The organism is Thermostichus sp. MS-CIW-23, from assembly GCF_054059455.1.
On the sequence record NZ_JBSSCC010000032.1, the window covers coordinates 20212 to 35076 of the forward strand.

17 protein-coding genes and 1 other RNA gene are annotated in these 14865 nt (G+C 59.7%); 7 read left to right on the forward strand and 11 right to left on the reverse strand.

The annotated features are described in order from the left end of the window. The first annotated feature begins 4 nt into the window (after positions 1-4). A complete protein-coding gene (locus tag ACVW0B_RS11020; RefSeq protein ID WP_457491687.1) occupies positions 5-1111 on the forward strand; it encodes a peptidylprolyl isomerase in 1107 nt (368 codons plus the stop codon). On the opposite strand, the gene ACVW0B_RS11025 is transcribed toward ACVW0B_RS11020, so the two are convergent. The 3 genes from ACVW0B_RS11025 to ACVW0B_RS11035 form a co-directional block, all read right to left on the reverse strand. Next, positions 1108-2139, reverse strand: coding sequence for a succinate dehydrogenase/fumarate reductase iron-sulfur subunit (locus ACVW0B_RS11025; RefSeq protein WP_457491694.1), 1032 nt, complete (start codon positions 2137-2139; stop codon positions 1108-1110). The genes ACVW0B_RS11020 and ACVW0B_RS11025 overlap by 4 nt on opposite strands. Before the next feature lie 116 nt (positions 2140-2255). Beyond that, the gene (locus ACVW0B_RS11030; RefSeq protein WP_457491688.1) at positions 2256-3023 is read right to left on the reverse strand and encodes an MlaE family lipid ABC transporter permease subunit; all 768 of its coding nucleotides are present in this window, start codon (positions 3021-3023) and stop codon (positions 2256-2258) included. 10 nt (positions 3024-3033) lie between these two features. After that, entirely contained in the window at positions 3034-3696 is a 663-nt protein-coding gene (locus ACVW0B_RS11035) for a GerMN domain-containing protein (protein WP_457491689.1), read from the reverse strand. Positions 3697-3886: 190 nt separating this feature from the next. On the opposite strand from ACVW0B_RS11035, the gene atpD reads away from it, so the two are divergent. Continuing rightward, complete coding sequence (atpD, locus tag ACVW0B_RS11040; protein WP_414407185.1) at positions 3887-5320, forward strand: F0F1 ATP synthase subunit beta; 1434 nt, start codon at positions 3887-3889, stop codon at positions 5318-5320. A gap of 184 nt (positions 5321-5504) precedes the next feature. Here the strand turns inward: atpD and rppA are convergent, their stop codons facing one another. Then, the gene (gene rppA / locus ACVW0B_RS11045; protein WP_414349658.1) at positions 5505-6206 is read right to left on the reverse strand and encodes a two-component system response regulator RppA; all 702 of its coding nucleotides are present in this window, start codon (positions 6204-6206) and stop codon (positions 5505-5507) included. Between the two features lie 28 nt (positions 6207-6234). Further along, on the reverse strand, positions 6235-7248 hold the full coding sequence (rsmI, locus tag ACVW0B_RS11050) for a 16S rRNA (cytidine(1402)-2'-O)-methyltransferase (RefSeq protein WP_457491690.1): 1014 nt from the start codon (positions 7246-7248) through the stop codon (positions 6235-6237). 196 nt (positions 7249-7444) lie between these two features. On the opposite strand from rsmI, the gene ACVW0B_RS11055 reads away from it, so the two are divergent. From ACVW0B_RS11055 to ACVW0B_RS11065, 3 genes are all read left to right on the forward strand, one after another. Then, complete coding sequence (locus ACVW0B_RS11055) at positions 7445-7900, forward strand: Rrf2 family transcriptional regulator (RefSeq protein ID WP_457466653.1); 456 nt, start codon at positions 7445-7447, stop codon at positions 7898-7900. 13 nt (positions 7901-7913) lie between these two features. Continuing rightward, a complete protein-coding gene (gene cbiB / locus ACVW0B_RS11060; RefSeq protein WP_457491695.1) occupies positions 7914-8918 on the forward strand; it encodes an adenosylcobinamide-phosphate synthase CbiB in 1005 nt (334 codons plus the stop codon). 324 nt (positions 8919-9242) lie between these two features. Next, the gene (locus ACVW0B_RS11065) at positions 9243-9437 is read left to right on the forward strand and encodes an IS630 transposase-related protein (protein ID WP_071818172.1); all 195 of its coding nucleotides are present in this window, start codon (positions 9243-9245) and stop codon (positions 9435-9437) included. A gap of 65 nt (positions 9438-9502) precedes the next feature. Here the strand turns inward: ACVW0B_RS11065 and ssrS are convergent. Further along, a non-coding RNA gene (ssrS, locus tag ACVW0B_RS11070) (6S RNA) lies at positions 9503-9689 on the reverse strand. Between the two features lie 86 nt (positions 9690-9775). On the opposite strand from ssrS, the gene ACVW0B_RS11075 reads away from it, so the two are divergent. Then, complete coding sequence (locus tag ACVW0B_RS11075; protein ID WP_414383635.1) at positions 9776-10300, forward strand: YIP1 family protein; 525 nt, start codon at positions 9776-9778, stop codon at positions 10298-10300. Positions 10301-10586: 286 nt separating this feature from the next. On the opposite strand, the gene ACVW0B_RS11080 is transcribed toward ACVW0B_RS11075, so the two are convergent. The 4 genes from ACVW0B_RS11080 to ACVW0B_RS11095 all read right to left on the reverse strand — a co-directional run bounded on the left by ACVW0B_RS11080 (position 10587) and on the right by ACVW0B_RS11095 (position 13672). After that, complete coding sequence (locus ACVW0B_RS11080) at positions 10587-10814, reverse strand: indolepyruvate ferredoxin oxidoreductase subunit alpha (RefSeq protein WP_011434056.1); 228 nt, start codon at positions 10812-10814, stop codon at positions 10587-10589. A 395-nt stretch (positions 10815-11209) separates the two neighbouring features. Further along, on the reverse strand, positions 11210-11854 hold the full coding sequence (gene mreD / locus ACVW0B_RS11085; protein WP_457491691.1) for a rod shape-determining protein MreD: 645 nt from the start codon (positions 11852-11854) through the stop codon (positions 11210-11212). Next, entirely contained in the window at positions 11832-12584 is a 753-nt protein-coding gene (gene mreC, locus ACVW0B_RS11090; RefSeq protein ID WP_414387913.1) for a rod shape-determining protein MreC, read from the reverse strand. Before mreC ends, mreD begins: the two co-directional genes overlap by 23 nt. Before the next feature lie 59 nt (positions 12585-12643). Beyond that, positions 12644-13672 (reverse strand): rod shape-determining protein, encoded by a 1029-nt coding sequence (locus tag ACVW0B_RS11095; RefSeq protein WP_414419661.1) that lies wholly within the window; start codon positions 13670-13672, stop codon positions 12644-12646. Positions 13673-14128: 456 nt separating this feature from the next. On the opposite strand from ACVW0B_RS11095, the gene ACVW0B_RS11100 reads away from it, so the two are divergent. After that, positions 14129-14542, forward strand: a complete 414-nt coding sequence (locus ACVW0B_RS11100; protein WP_457491692.1) for a VOC family protein — start codon at positions 14129-14131, stop codon at positions 14540-14542. Here ACVW0B_RS11100 and ACVW0B_RS11105 read toward each other — a convergent pair. Next, positions 14539-14766, reverse strand: a complete 228-nt coding sequence (locus ACVW0B_RS11105) for a hypothetical protein (protein WP_457404397.1) — start codon at positions 14764-14766, stop codon at positions 14539-14541. The genes ACVW0B_RS11100 and ACVW0B_RS11105 overlap by 4 nt on opposite strands. Between the last annotated feature and the right edge of the window lie 99 nt (positions 14767-14865).

The following is a 14865-nucleotide window of genomic DNA, read 5'->3' on the forward strand; positions in this document are numbered from 1 at the left end:
AACCATGACGCAGCGTGCCCAAGGATTTTGGCAATGGGGATCCCTTTGCCGGATTGGCCTCTACGTAGCTGCTCTATTCTGCGTGGTGGTGCTCTGGGGGATCCCGGCCTTGGCTCTGCCCCAGGGGGATGCCATTACCGATCCACGTACCCTCTTGCGGCGGGCGCTACCCATCTCAGAAACGAAGCTGCTGGAGGTTGATGAAGCCATCTCCAAAATCGACACCGACCTGAAGTACAACCGCTGGTCAGCGGTGCGGGGAGATGTGCGCCAGGTGGAGCGGCTTCTGGATCGCCATGGAGATTCCCTGCTGGCCGGCTTGCCCCCGGATCGGGTGACCCCAGCCTCTGAACAGATGGCTGCGCTGCGGGAGCAGTTGCGGGTGATCGGCCAAGCCAGCGAGCGCAAATCCAAGGGTAAAGAAGAGGCCCGCGCTGCCTACGACCGTCTAGTGGACGAGTTGGGATCCCTCGAAAACAACTGGGTGGGGGCTTTCCCCTACACAGTGCCTGCTGAGTATGCCGACAAACCTCAGCTCTTGGGGCGGGCAGAGGTGGAGCTAAACACCACCGCTGGGCGCATGGTGATCACCTTAGATGGCTACAGCGCCCCCATCACTGCCGGCAACTTTGCCGACCTGGTGCAGCGGGGCTTCTACGATGGCCTGACCTTTGACCGGGTGGAGACCTTCTTCCTGGCGCAGGCCGGGGATCCCCCTGGCCCTGCCGATGGCTATGTGGATCCCGCCACCGGAAAAATTCGCACCATTCCTATGGAGATTCGCGCCAAAGGCGAGGTGATGCCCCGCTACGGCCAAACTTTTGATCAGATGGGCCTGTGGGATGTGGAACCGGCTCTGCCCTTTTCCGCCGAAGGGACGGTGGCCATGGCCCGCTATCCCGACGATCCCAACAGCGCTTCTTCCCAGTTTTTCATCTTCATGGCCGAACCGGATCTCACCCCCGCTGGGCTCAACCTGATGGATGGCCGCTATGCGGTGTTCGGCTACGTTACCGAGGGAACGGAGGTGCTGCGCCACATCAAAGTGGGGGATCGGATTTTGAGTGCCAGATTGATTTCCGGCCAAGACAACCTCAAAACTGGAGCCTAGAGGGGATCCCTTCCTTCCTGCCTAACCGTGTCGATAAGCCGCCGTACCGTCGCCGCCCCTGCAGAGGGCTGGAAGCGAAAGGGAAATTTGCCCCTGGCCAACAGGCGCAGACCTAAAGGCACCAAGCTGAGCAGCCCTTTGGGATCCCGGCCCACCACCTGCAGGGCAAAGCGGCGCTCATCTATCCAACCACCGGAGCGCACCAGTTGCACCAGAGTCTTGCGGTGGCGGATGGCTATGGGCAAGGACTCCGTCCGAATAGCGCGAACAGCGTGCTGGCGGGAACGGTCGGTGGGCAGAGCAGCGGTCTTGTCTACAGGGCGGGAGAGGATCCCCTGTTTGAGTTCGGTGATTTGATCCAGGGGTGCCACGCCCATCGGGCAGACGCTGTTGCAGTTCCAGCAGCGGGTACAGCCCCAGACACCAGCCAAGCTATCCAGAGCCTGCAGGCGTTGTTCCCGTTGGCTGTCGCGGCTGTCTTGGACGAGGCGGTTGGCTTTGGCCAGAGCATGGGGGCCGACAAACTCTGGGTTCACCTCTTTGGCATTGCAATCGGAATAGCAGGCTCCGCAGAGAATACAGCCACCGGCAGCGTTGAGATGCTCCCGTTCGGCAGGCAGCTGTAAAAACTCTCGCTCCGGGATGCGTCGCCCCGCCGTGCTGACAAAGGGATCCACCCGGCTGAGATCGTTCCAGAAGGGCTGCATATCCACCACCAGATCCCGCAGAACGGGCAGGTTTCCCAGAGGGCCGATGCGAATAGGCTGCGGCTGGGGGCTGCGGGGATCCAGCTCTTCGCCCACATGTCGGCCACAAGCCAAGGCTGCCCTACCGTTGATGCGCATGGCGCAACTGCCACAGATGGTGTTGCGGCAGTTTTTGCGGAAGGCCAAGCTGCCATCCTGCTCCCACTTGATCTGGTTGAGGCAATCGAGAATGGTGGCGCCAGGGGATGTCTCCAGCCAGAAGGACTGCCAGCGGGGCGGCTCCGGCGGCAACTGTCGGAAAATCTGCAGTTCTACTCGCAAAGTGTTCTGCACCGCTGACGCGAAGGGTGGGGATCCGGGCGATGGCAAGGGATCCCATCCTAGCTCTCTCAATATTGCCCCGCAACGCTCGCGCGAACAACGCGACAGCAGGAGTGCTACAGGGCGCGGCTGAGGGCGCTCCCCGGCCCCTGAAACAACAGCCAAGAAATAAGGAAGTTGGTGACAAACACGCCCAGCAGCGCCGTAACCACCGCATCGGTGGTGGAGCGGCCCACCCCCTTGGCCCCTCCGCTGGTGGAAAGGCCCCAGTTGGAGCCGACAATGGCGATCAAAGACCCGAACACCATCGCCTTCAAACAACAGACGAGCAAATCCCAAGAGGTCAGAAGGGTTTGCGCCGAGTTGAGAAACACTGTAGGAGAGATGTTGTAGGCCGAAGCGCAGATGATCATCCCCCCCACCAGCCCCGTCAGCAGGGAGAGGATGGTGAGCACCGGCAGCATCAGCCCCGCAGCCAGCACCCGCGGGATCACCAGATAATCCACCGGATCGGTGCGTAACAACAGCAGAGCGTCGATCTGCTCCGTGACCTTCATGGTGCCCAGCTCGGCGGCAAAGGCGGATCCCACCCGTCCGGCCAAGATCACCGCCGTCACCACCGGTGTCAGCTCGCGGGCAAGGGCAATCGCCAAAACTCCCCCAATTAGGGAGGAAGCGCCAAAGTTGATGAACTCCCGCGCCAACTGGATGGTGAAAACACCGCTGATCACCACCGCCGTAATCAAAACAATCAGCAGCGACTCCAGACCCACCGCCGCCAACTGATCCAGGGTGTTGCGGCGATGGATACGGCCCCGCATCAGATGCAAAATCACCTGGCCGGCCAGGAGAAAACTGCTGCCCACCCGCTGCAACCAGCTCATGGTTTCCGTCTCAAGAAGCCGTTATCGCTAGGCGACGCTTTGGCGACCCCGTTAGGGGGGCGGAGTCCTTCGGGGTTGCCGGCTCCGCTGGCAGCTGAAAGCCGGGCACAAACGAGGCCCGTGTCAGGGGTTGATCCAGGATCAGCCCCTCTCCCCCCAGCACTTCTAGGGCACGGCCTTCCACCGAGATCCACACCCGCGCGCCGGGGTTTTGGCTGGTGGCGGTGTAGAGCACCTGCGCAATCCGGCTCATCATCGCCGTGGATCCCCCCCCTTGCGTGAATTCGGGGGAGAAGTTGAGGAAAATATCGTCGCCCTCCACCCGCACATCCAACACCCGCGTCTGGGGGGGAATGGCCGTGGTGAGGTGGGGATCCCGGGGGCCGGCAATCAGCTCCTCCAAGGCCAGGCGGATGGCTTCTTGAGTGTCAAAGGCGCGAACCCTGCGCTCCTGCTGCACGTAGTCAATAGAGTTGTCAGCACTGGTCAGCCAATACAGGGAAAGGGTTTGCCGGGGCCCGATGCTGTACCACCAAGCTCCCCCCATCACCCCTAACCCCAGCAAGAAGCCAAGGATCCCCAATTGCAGGGCCCGGCCGCGACGCGGGCGGGAACGCCGTCCTCCCAACCTGACGGAGCTGAGCTGTGCAATACGGCCTCCGTAGTGGCTCATCGCTGGCGATCCCCCTCTCTAACCTAGCTCTAGGGTAGCGAAGAAAAGCCCACTCTGCCGGGGATCCCCCATAGGCTGGACAGGCAAAAGTGCGGCAGCAACTGGGATCCCTTTATTTGTATGATGATAATGATTTACACCCGGCATTGCTGAGTCGATAACTGAGCACACAAGGAGCTGAGCCTCAATCATGGTTACTGCCACCGCTACTGCCACCAATGTTGGCTACATCACTCAGGTCATTGGGCCTGTGATCGACGCCGAGTTTCCCAGCGGCAAGCTGCCCGAAATCTACAATGCCCTCAAGGTGGAGGGCACAACCGAAAGCGGCCTGAAGGTTAACGTCACCTTTGAGGTGCAGCAGCTTTTGGGGGATAACCGCGTGCGTGCGGTGGCCATGTCCTCGACCGACGGCCTGGTGCGGGGCATGCCGGTGGTGGATACGGGCGCTCCGATTACTGTGCCGGTCGGGCAGCCCACCCTGGGGCGCATTTTCAATGTGCTGGGAGAGCCGGTTGACCAAGGAGAGCCCGTTCAAGCCCAAGAATTTGCCCCCATCCACCGCAGTGCGCCTCCACTTGTCGATTTGACGATTAAGCCAGAGCCCTTTGAAACCGGCATCAAGGTGATTGACCTGCTGGCCCCCTTCAAAAAGGGGGGCAAGGTGGGCCTGTTTGGCGGTGCCGGCGTCGGCAAGACAGTGCTCATCCAGGAGCTGATCCACAACATCGCTGAGGAGCACTCTGGCCTATCGGTGTTTGCGGGCGTGGGAGAGCGCACCCGCGAGGGCAATGACCTCTACAACGAGATGAAAGAATCCGGTGTGCTGGACAAAGTGGCGCTGGTCTATGGCCAGATGAACGAGCCACCGGGTGCCCGCATGCGGGTTGGCCTGACTGCCCTGACCATGGCAGAGTACTTCCGCGACGTTAACAAGCAGGACGTGCTGCTGTTCATCGACAATATCTTCCGCTTTGTGCAGGCCGGGTCGGAAGTGTCGGCGCTGTTGGGCCGCATGCCCTCGGCGGTGGGTTACCAGCCCACCTTGGCTACCGAAATGGGCAACCTGCAAGAGCGCATCACCTCTACCAAGCAGGGATCCATCACCTCGGTGCAGGCGGTGTATGTGCCTGCTGACGACTTGACGGATCCGGCCCCGGCCACCACCTTTGCCCACCTTGACTCGACGGTGGTATTGTCCCGCAGCTTGGCAGCCAAGGGTATCTATCCGGCGGTGGATCCCCTGGATTCCTCTTCCACCATCCTGCAGGCGGACATTGTGGGCGAAGAGCACTACAACACCGCCCGGGCAGTGAAGCAAACGCTGCAGCGCTACAAAGAGCTGCAAGATATCATCGCCATCCTGGGGCTGGACGAGCTGTCGGAAGAGGACAAGCTGGTGGTGGCCCGCGCCCGCCGCATCGAGCGTTTCCTGTCCCAGCCGTTCTTCGTGGCGGAGGTGTTCACCGGCTCCCCCGGCAAGTACGTGAAACTGGCAGACACCATCAAGGGCTTCCAGCGCATTTTGTCGGGGGAACTGGACGATCTGCCGGAGCAAGCCTTCTACTTGGTGGGCACCATCGAAGAGGCCATCGAGAAAGCCGAGAAGCTCAAGTCCAAGTGATCCCTCACCCCCAGCCCCTTTCCCACAGGAGGAGAGGGGAGTTGCCGATAGCGCGGCGACTGGGCTCCCCAGGGTTGAAGGGGGGAACGCCCTGGTGGCATTGCTGACTGAAAGCGCTCCCCAGACCCGGCAGGGCTCCTTCTTTTCGGGGGAGCCTTGGTTTTATCTACAGGTGGGACGGCTGCTAGGGATCCCCGGCGACAGGCCCGAAGCGATAGCCCTTGCCGTAGACGGCGTGGATCAATTCTGCTGCCCCGGGCAACCTGAGGCGTCGCCGCAGCAGGCGCACCTGGGCTGCCAAGACGTTGCTGCTGGGGGGATCCTCTCCGGCCCACACCTGCTCGTAGATCTGGTCGTGGGTGAGCAACTGGCCGGGATGGGTCATGAAGTACTCCAGCAGGCGAAACTCTTTTTGAGAGAGGTGGATCATCCGCCCCTGCCGGTAGGCCACCTGGTTCTCCCGATCCAGCTCCAAATCCCCGACCTGCAGGCGAGGGATCCCTTCTCCAGGGCCGGTGGCCCGCCGCAAGAGGGCCCGCACCCGCGCCAGCAGTTCCCGCAGCTCGAACGGCTTTACCAAGTAATCATCTGCCCCGGCATCCAGCCCTTCCACCCGGTCGTCTAGGGTATCTTTGGCGGTCAAAAACAGGATGGGAGTGGTGCCATCCACCTGCCGCACCCGCTGACAGAGGGAAAGCCCGGAGAGCTCCGGCAACATCCAATCCAAGACCAGCAGATCGTAGGGCAGAGCGGGGGACTTTTGCAGCAGCTCCCAGGCCCGCCCTCCTGTGTAGGCGACGTCCACCGTGTAGCCCTCTCGCCTCAATTGCTGGGCCAGAGAATCGGCCAACTCCACTTCATCGTCCACCAACAAAATCCGTGCCATAGGACTCCGTCCCGCTAACGCGAACACCTCAGGACTCGGTCTCGCTGTTGTCTTGGAAACAATGTGGAGCGCTGACGTACTCAGAAAAAGACTCCGTCCCGCCAGAACTGGAGAGCGGCTCAAGCTGCAAGGATAGATCGTAAAGGCGGCGCCGCGTCCAGATGGGGGATCCCTGTAAACGCTGGGCCAACCGGCGGCTGGCTGCGGAGCGGGATAGGCCCTCGGCCAGCAACCGGGCCATTTCTTGGCGAATTTCCGCTTCCGAAGCACCGTCTCCCAGCCCGTTCAAGGACTCCGCCCCGCCCCTGGCAGGGTTGTTGCTTTGTAACGCTGTCGCGACGGGGCCGCGAACGGCACCGACATATCCCTCAAGCAAGAGGGTGAACTCCCCTCGGGGCGGCTGAGCAGCGCAGTGCTCCAAGGCTGCTGCCAGGGATCCCCGCCAGAAGGACTCGTACAGCTTGGTCAGCTCCCGCGCCAGCACGATCTGCCGCTCCGGGCCGCAGTGATCCAGCAGATCCTGCAGAGTTTGGCGCAGGCGATGGGGGGCCTCGTAAAGGATGAGGGTGCGGGGCTCTTGGGCCAACTGCCGCAGGCGGGCCTGTCGCTGACTGGGTTTAAGCGGCAAAAATCCCTCGAACACGAATCGTTCTGTGGGCAGGCCCGAAGCGGTCAAGGCCGCAACAGCAGCTACCGGCCCCGGCACAGGGATCACCGGGATCCCAGCTTGAATGCAGGCACGCACCAGCTCTTCTCCCGGATCGGAAATGGCGGGGGTGCCGGCATCGCTGATCAGGGCCACCGACTGGCCCGCCGACAGATACTTCAGGAGTTGCGGGATCCGCTGGGCAGCGTTGTGCTCGTGATAGCTGATGAGGCGGGCGGAGATTTGAAAATGTTTAAGAAGCTGGCCGGAGTGGCGAGTATCTTCTGCTGCCACCCAATCCACCTCGCGCAGAACCCGCAGCGCCCGCAGGGTGATGTCTTCGCGGTTGCCGATGGGGGTGGCCACCAAGTAAAGGCTGGCGGTGGGGTGTTCCATCCCGATAACCTATTCTCCGCTCCAAGGGCTTGCTGCCAACAATTGGAGATCACCTCGGATCCCCAGATTAACTTCTCTTGGCCGGTGCCCCGATACCCAGGCATCTGCCTTTCGTGCTAGCGTTGCGTAGCAACAATGAGGAGTGAGGATTGAGAAGTGAGGCTCTTTCCTCTTTTCTCTCTGGAGAAGGATCCCGGTGCGCTTGACAACGCGGGCCACCTATAGCATCAGGGCTTTGTTGGATCTGGCTATGCTCGGCTCCGGGCAAATGGCTTCGGTGCGGGCCATTGCCGAGCGACAGGGAATCCCGGCTCCCTACCTGGAAAAGTTGCTGATTGAGTTGCGGCAGGCTGGCTTGGTTTGTTCCCAACGGGGGGCCCAGGGGGGCTACCGGCTGGCACGGGCACCGCGGCGGATCCCGATTAGCGCCATTTTGGCGGCAGTGGGAGAATCCTTGGATCCTCTCATGGACAGTTCTAATCCTTCAGCCGTGCATCCGGCGGAGCGGCTGGACTGGGTGACGGAAGCCCTGTGGAAGCGGATCGCTCGGCAAGTGCAGCAGGTGCTGGAGGAAACCACTCTGGAAGATCTGTATTTTGATGCCCGGAGCTGGCAAGCGGCTCAGGATCAGGAGAGTGGATTTGTGGTTTGAGCCTGCTGGCGGGATGGAGTCATCGCTGTTTTTTCCGGCCCAACCGACTGCCGGGCTGGTGCTGGCGGCAGCTTTGGTATTGGATTACCTGCTGGCGGATCCCTGGGGTTGGCCTCATCCAGTGCGGGTGATGGGGGCTGTTATTGCCTGGGGGCAAGGCTATATCCTCAAGCACTGTTCGACTCCGCAAGCACAACGGTGGGGCGGGGCAGTTCTCACCCTAACTTTGGTGGGGGGATCCTACGGCATAGGCTGGGGGCTGGTCGCCATCGGCAATGCCATCCACCCCTGGGCAGGGATCCTCGTGCAGGTGATCCTGATGGCCAGTTGTCTGGGAGGGCGCAGCCTGCGCTTTGCTGCGTTGGAGGTGTTGGATCCCTTGGAAAAAGGGGATCTGCCGGAGGCCCGTCAACGGCTCAGCCGCTACGTGGGGCGGGATACAGAGCACCTGACGGAGCCGGAGATTTTGCGGGCGGTGATTGAGACGGTGGCCGAAAATACTCCCGACGGAGCAACTGCCCCTCTGTTCTACGCCTTCTTGGGAGGGGCGCCCTTGGCCCTAGCCTACAAGGCCAGCAGCACGCTGGATTCGATGGTGGGCTACCGCCACCCCCCTTTCACCCATTTGGGCACAGTGCCGGCCCGCTGTGAGGATGGGCTGACTTGGCTGCCCTGCCGCCTGACGGTGCTCACGCTGGCGCTGCTCAGCCGGGATCCTTGGGGGTTCTGGCAGCGGTGTCGTCAGGACGCGCAAGCGGATCCCAGCCCCAATTCGGGGTGGAGCGAAGCGGCTTTTGCCTGGCGGCTGCAGATCCAATTGGGGGGAACCAATTTCTATCAGGGGATCCCGAAGGTGAAACCCAAATTGGGGATCCCAGCTCGCCCCTTGACCCCGCAAGTGGTGCGGGAAAGCTTGGGACTGCTGCGACAGGTTGTATGGATTTGGGGGAGTTTGATGGTGGGAGCAACTCTCCTGTTGACCGTTCTGCAACTCATGGTCGTTTATTTCACCCCCTAGGATGAACTAAACAACCGGTTGCTTCCTGCTTCTACGACCCTTACCTAGCTGAGCTTTTGACTCAACCCCGGCAGAGGAATCTCCACAGGTGCAACTTCCCCCAGAACTTGAGGTAGAGTTAGCAAAGCTAACTAGATCGGCGGCAACAAAAACCGTAGCTGCTGTCAACCTGCCGTGAACCTAGAACCGCTGAAATAAACGATGATAAAAACAGCAGCTGCTACAGATATCAAGCACAGGGCGGTGGGGCATCCCGTCCTTTTCGCGTCAGCGGGACGGAGTCCTTGAAGCTCGCACTCTCTCGCTTTAGCGGCGCGGAGCGCTTTGCGTCAGCATGAGTGCGGGAGTTATGTCACTTGTGCAACCGTTTATCGCTGGCTGAGCCGAGCAGACCTCACGACAACAAAAGTCAAGACCCGCAAGCGAAAGACAGACTTGGCTGCCCTGCAGCAAGACGTAGACCAGTGCCCAGAAGCTCGACTAAAGGATGGAGCCCAGCGCCAGAGCAATACCCATTAACTGCAGCATTGACAATATCCGACAATATCCAAACAACAAAAAGGCCCCCTTTCGAGGGCTTTTTTGAGGATACTGTTGCGCCGTTTTACCGTGGTTTTCGACCTGGAAAATCCAGTATAGGATACCGGGGATGATTGTCGATAGTTTCCAAATCAAGTTTGGCCTACTGCTCTCACATCCACTTCCCATCCTAATTGTCGAAGGGTATAGATCGCAAAAACATAACGGCAGTCACCAACGCCGCAGAATCCTCTCCCAATCATACCCCATTTTTGGGGTGTGCCCGTCAAGTGCTCACCAAGGGCTAGGATAAAAGACAGCTTGACGGGTTGCTGGCCATGCTTGGTTCCTGGTTAGACAACATCTACGGCGCTTGGTTTCTGCCGGAGCGCACCTTTCGGGCGTTGCGGGAACAGCCTGTTCTCTGGCAAGCCTTTGGGGTGGTGGGGCTGCTCAACGTCCTGGATGCGATTCGCCGCTCTGGGGTAAGCCTGCCGAGCATGGTGCTGGCGGTGCTGATGGGATCCCTGGGCTGGGTGGGTTTGGCGGCTTTGTTGCAATTGCTGGCCTTTTGTTTGGGTCGGGCTGTCCCTTCCTTTTCAGCGCTGCTGTGCTTGACGGGGTTTGCCGGTTTGCCGTGGCTGCTGCTGGGGCCTGCTCAATCGTTGGGTGGGGTGGTGGGATCCCTGCTGGGCTTGTCAGCTCTGCTGTGGTTTGTGGTTTGGCAGGTGCGGGCAGTAGCTGTAGCGCTGGATTTGGAGTGGTGGCGGCTGCTGGGCCTGATCCCATTGGCTTTCCTGGGGGGGATCTTGGCCCTGAGCTGGCTGACCAGCAGCGTCGTTGCTTTGGCTTCCTTGGGCTAAAGCTTATAGTTGTTTCAGGTTAAGGTGAAACGCCTAGGCTACTGATCGCGCCAGCGGGACGGAGTCCTTGAAAAGCCTTCCGGTTCTGCGTATTGTTGCTCCGCAACGCTATTGCTATGCCTACGGCACCCTGACGGGAACCGCAACGCTATTGCTCCGCAACGCTGACACGACGACGCGAAGACGCGACTAACGTTCTAGGTGTGGGTGCAGCGTCCTGGTTGGAATTGAAATGATTGTAATTCTCGTTGAATCCCGGCGTGTGGCCAGGGATGCTTCCCTGGAATTAGCGGGGCACTCGCTGCAGATGCGGCTTTTCCTCCGGCAGAATAGCGCCTTCTACGGGGCAAACCTGTAAACAGATGCCACAGTCGATGCAGGTGGAAAACTCAATCCAAAAGTAGTCGGTGCCTTTGGCATTTTTGGTATCGCCGGGGTGGATGCAGGCAACAGGGCAAGCCTCTACACAGTCGGCCACACCTTCACAGATATCGGTGACAATTGTATGCGGCATGGATCCCTCCCAATGATTGCTCTAAGTCAAATTCTAAGTGCAGTTGCCACAAGGTCAGCCTTGACGTCGCCTGCGCTTCCTATGCTTTTGACTTTTTGATTGAGATGCGCGACATTAGCCCAAAGCTGTCTGAAAAAGATGGGGCTTATATCTCAGTTCTAGGGTTCATTTTAGGCCAAAATTGCTCCCCAACGAAGAATTTTCCGGATTGTCGCTTTTTCTGACTTTGTCTGGGGCCTCTCAGCACAGCGCCAACATGTGGGAGGTCAGAGACAGTCGGCAAACCGGCTCCCGCCGCCTCGAGAGTTCTTTCTTGCCAAAAATGCCAAGGGACATACTCTGCTTTGGCCTAAGTTTTAACCGAAAGGTAGGATGATTTGCCACAAAACCAAAGGCTAAACCTCTCTGGGATCCCGCTCTTGAGATTGCCACCAACGGCTGAGGGGCCAGTACAAAGCAGGTGCCCAGAGGCTACTTAAAATAGCAGACGTGAGGGAATTGCGTTGATGGTTCCACCAGATGCTCTCCAGAGAACGGGGGCCATCGCCACCAATGTTGCCGAAAAACCGAAGGGAGTTCTCCAATCCATCCAGCAAGGTTTGCGTTCCTGCTGGATCCAGGTCATCGGATCCCTGCGAGGCCACGAGCCACATCCATTGCAGTGCCATCAAGGTTTCGGCGATCACCACCATACCAAAAACGATCAAGGCCACCGAGATAAAGTCTTCTTGCATGTAGCGTTGTTTTTGCAACTTGGCGGTGAGGATCCCAACTACAGCCAGCCCCAGCGCATGGGTAGGACAAGGGCTGGTCAGCGCATCTTGCAGAAAACCCAGGGTGACCCCGGCAACAGCCCCCTGCCAAGCTTTGCGCCGCACACTCCAGCACACCACCCAGATCAAGGGCCAATCTGGGGTTAAGCCTGCTAGCTCCAAGCCCGGCCCTCGCCACCAAGGGGCCACTGCTGCCAGCAATCCCGACAGGACAGTCACCAGCCAGTTAAGGTGAGACTTAAGCTTAGGAATCAGAGGGTTGAGCATAGCGGTAGATCAAGGCCCATTCCAAGAGACCCAGCGGCGCCGACAGTTCGACAGTGGCTTGAGGGGCAGGGCTGGCATCCAAGTTGACCGCTCGAACCGTTCCCACCACAACCCCGGCTGGGTAAAAGCTGCTCAGGCCCGAGGTCACCACCACATCCCCCACCTCTACTTTGGGGGCCTTGTCGAAAAAATCCAAAATGGCACTCTGGGTGCCCGTACCCCTCAGGATGCCCATGTGTCGGCTGCGACTCAGCATTACCCCGACACGGCTGGTGGGATCGCTGATCAGGAGCACTCGGCTGGTGTTGGGCGTGACCGACTCGACTCGCCCGATCAACCCTCCCGGCGCCATGACTACATCTCCCACCCTGACTCCATGCCGGCTGCCGCGGCTGAGGGTGAGCTGTTGCCACCAGTGATCGGCGCTGCGACCCACCACGGCTGCTGGGATCCCCGCTTGGGGCATTTGCTCGGTAAATTGCAGCAGTCGCTTCAGCTCGCGGTTTTGGTACTGCAACTCGGCTACCAGGGCTTGCAGCTCACGGTTAGCGGCCTGGCTGAGCACCGCAGCGGGATCCACAGGCGGACGGGCTGGAGCAGTGATCCAACTGTACAATTCCACCAATAGGGATCCCTGGGTTTGGCGCAGGCCCAGCGCTGCCCCCATCGCCAAAGCAGACAGGAGCAACCCCAGGCTATGGCGCCTCCACCATTGGCGTAGCCAATTCAAGCAATACCTCTCCAACCCACTCGACTCACACCTTAGATCAGGGATGGGAAGAAACTCCTCTAGCCCTTGAAGCTGCCGCTCAACACTCGACCTAGGGTTTTGAAATCCTCCAAAACTCGCCCTGTACCGAGCACCACACAACTGAGGGGATCCGGGGCAATGTGAACCAAGATCCCGGTTTCATGGCTGATCAGGGCATCTAGACCCTTGAGCAAGGCTCCTCCCCCGGCCAGCATGATGCCTCGGTCGATGATGTCGGCAGCCAATTCCGGTGGAGTGCGCTCCAGGGTGCGCTTAATGGCTTCCACAATCACCGAGAGGGGCTCGGCCATGCTCTCGCGAATTTCGGTGCTCTTCACCGTGACGGTACGGGGTAAACCCGAGAGCAGGTGTAACCCGCGCACTTCCATGGTCAGTTCCTCTTGAATTGGGTAGGCGGAGCCAATCCGAATCTTGATCTCTTCAGCGGTGCGCTCCCCGATGGTGAGGTTGTGAACCTTTTTCATGTACTGGGCGATGGCCTCGCTCAGCTCATCTCCCGCTACCCGCACGGACTCGCTCAGCACGATCCCCTGCAAACTGAGGACGGCTACCTCAGTGGTGCCGCCGCCAATGTCGATGATCATGTTCCCAGTGGGCTCTTGCACCGGCAGCCCGGCCCCGATTGCTGCTGCCACCGGCTCATCCACCAAATACACCTCCCGCGACCCAGCTTGGAGAGCGGCTTCCATCACCGCCCGTCGCTCCACCCCGGTCACACCGCTGGGGATCCCAATCACAATGCGGGGAGCAATCAGGTACCGGCCCTCGTGTACGCGGTGGATGAAGTGTTTTAGCATCATCTCCGCCGTGTCGAAATCGGCAATCACCCCATCTCGCAGAGGACGCACCGCTACAATGTTGCCGGGGGTACGGCCCAACATTTTTTTGGCATCTTCCCCCACAGCCAGGGGTTGCTTGGTGTTTTGGTCGATGGCGACCACAGAGGGCTCTTGCAGGACAATGCCTCGCCCGGCCACGTAGACCAGCGTGTTGGCAGTGCCCAAATCAATGCCCATATCACGGGAAAATCGGCTGAATAACCCCACGGTAAGTCGCTCCAGTCTTGATTTGGGAAGAAGCAGCAAGCTTTGGTACCTACTATAGTCTAGTTCTGCAAGAGAATCTCCCCCGAAGAGTGGGAATCTGCTCCAGAGAAACCGGCTATGGCTGTATCCCAGCCAGCTGTGGAAGATCGAATTCGCCGCTAAGGTGCAATCCTGTTGTGATTCGGGATCCCTCGTGCCTAAGGTTGCCATTGCTCCAGCCGGCTATCCGGCCATCGCTCCCTATTCTCCCGGCGTGAAGGTGGGCAAAATACCCTCTACATCTCGGGCACATTGGCCCTGGATCCGGAGGGCAAGACGGTGGATCCGACATCGCCACCCAGACTTGCGTGGTGTTGGAGCTGAGTGACATCCTCCCGACGCTCACCCTGCGGGTACAGCGCGGGGCTTCTCGGCAGTTTAGCTAAGATAGACCAACCCGGTCTTTTGGCGGTTGCGATGCAGCTCTCTGGTGCCTTGGTTAGCGTGGCTACCCCGGACTTGCCTCGTCTACAACGCTTCTATCGGGATCTCTTGGGGATCTCTCCCCAAGTCCAGCTCCCGACAGAGGGGGATCCGGTGTACGTAGAGTTTCGTCTGCCAGGGTTGCGGCTGGGCCTCTATCGCAGCCGTCATCTCGATGGTGGTGCCCAAGCCGCAGCGGTGAGCCTCTGCCTGCAGGTGCAAGATTTACAGGGATCCCTGACAACACTGGAGGGGTTGGCGGAAGCTTATCAGATCTCCATTTCCCCCCTGCGGCAAGCCTTTCATGGACAGGAGGTGGATTTTCGGGATCCCGATGGCAACCGGATTGTGCTGCACCAGCCCTCTGCTGCTTTTGAGGAAGCGACGGCCTGGGATCCCCAGGGTTAGATCCGCCAAAGGTAGATGGTGTAGGTGTTGATAACATCCGATACGGTGGTGGTGGCGGTGGGGAGCCAATCTCCCATGTCGAAGGAGTGGGTGACCAGACGAGCGCCGGGCCGAAGCTGGGAGCGCAGCTTGTCTCGGATCAGCAGGTGGGAGCGGGGCAGCAAATAGCAGCTCACCACCGTCGCCGGGGTTAAGTCCAGAGTGAGCAGATCCTGCTGGAGCATGACTCTAGGTTGTGTTGATCTTTCATTTGAGCCAAAAGAGAGCACTGACGAGATAGAGAAAACTCAAGAAGTTCCTGGCCAATTTGTCAAAACGAGAAA

Bases quoted from the DNA above. Each gene is read 5' to 3' on its own strand.
- ACVW0B_RS11080 (WP_011434056.1), bottom strand. From the start codon at position 10,814: ATGCCGCATACAATTGTCACCGATATCTGTGAAGGTGTGGCCGACTGT.
- ACVW0B_RS11105 (WP_457404397.1), bottom strand. From the start codon at position 14,766: ATGCTCCAGCAGGATCTGCTCACTCTGGACTTAACCCCGGCGACGGTG.
- ACVW0B_RS11035 (WP_457491689.1), bottom strand. From the start codon at position 3,696: ATGAGCCACTACGGAGGCCGTATTGCACAGCTCAGCTCCGTCAGGTTG.
- mreD (WP_457491691.1), bottom strand. From the start codon at position 11,854: ATGCTCAACCCTCTGATTCCTAAGCTTAAGTCTCACCTTAACTGGCTG.
- atpD (WP_414407185.1), top strand. From the start codon at position 3,887: ATGGTTACTGCCACCGCTACTGCCACCAATGTTGGCTACATCACTCAG.
- cbiB (WP_457491695.1), top strand. From the start codon at position 7,914: ATGGAGTCATCGCTGTTTTTTCCGGCCCAACCGACTGCCGGGCTGGTG.
- ACVW0B_RS11030 (WP_457491688.1), bottom strand. From the start codon at position 3,023: ATGAGCTGGTTGCAGCGGGTGGGCAGCAGTTTTCTCCTGGCCGGCCAG.
- rppA (WP_414349658.1), bottom strand. From the start codon at position 6,206: ATGGCACGGATTTTGTTGGTGGACGATGAAGTGGAGTTGGCCGATTCT.
- ACVW0B_RS11075 (WP_414383635.1), top strand. From the start codon at position 9,776: ATGCTTGGTTCCTGGTTAGACAACATCTACGGCGCTTGGTTTCTGCCG.
- rsmI (WP_457491690.1), bottom strand. From the start codon at position 7,248: ATGGAACACCCCACCGCCAGCCTTTACTTGGTGGCCACCCCCATCGGC.
- ACVW0B_RS11020 (WP_457491687.1), top strand. From the start codon at position 5: ATGACGCAGCGTGCCCAAGGATTTTGGCAATGGGGATCCCTTTGCCGG.
- ACVW0B_RS11100 (WP_457491692.1), top strand. From the start codon at position 14,129: ATGCAGCTCTCTGGTGCCTTGGTTAGCGTGGCTACCCCGGACTTGCCT.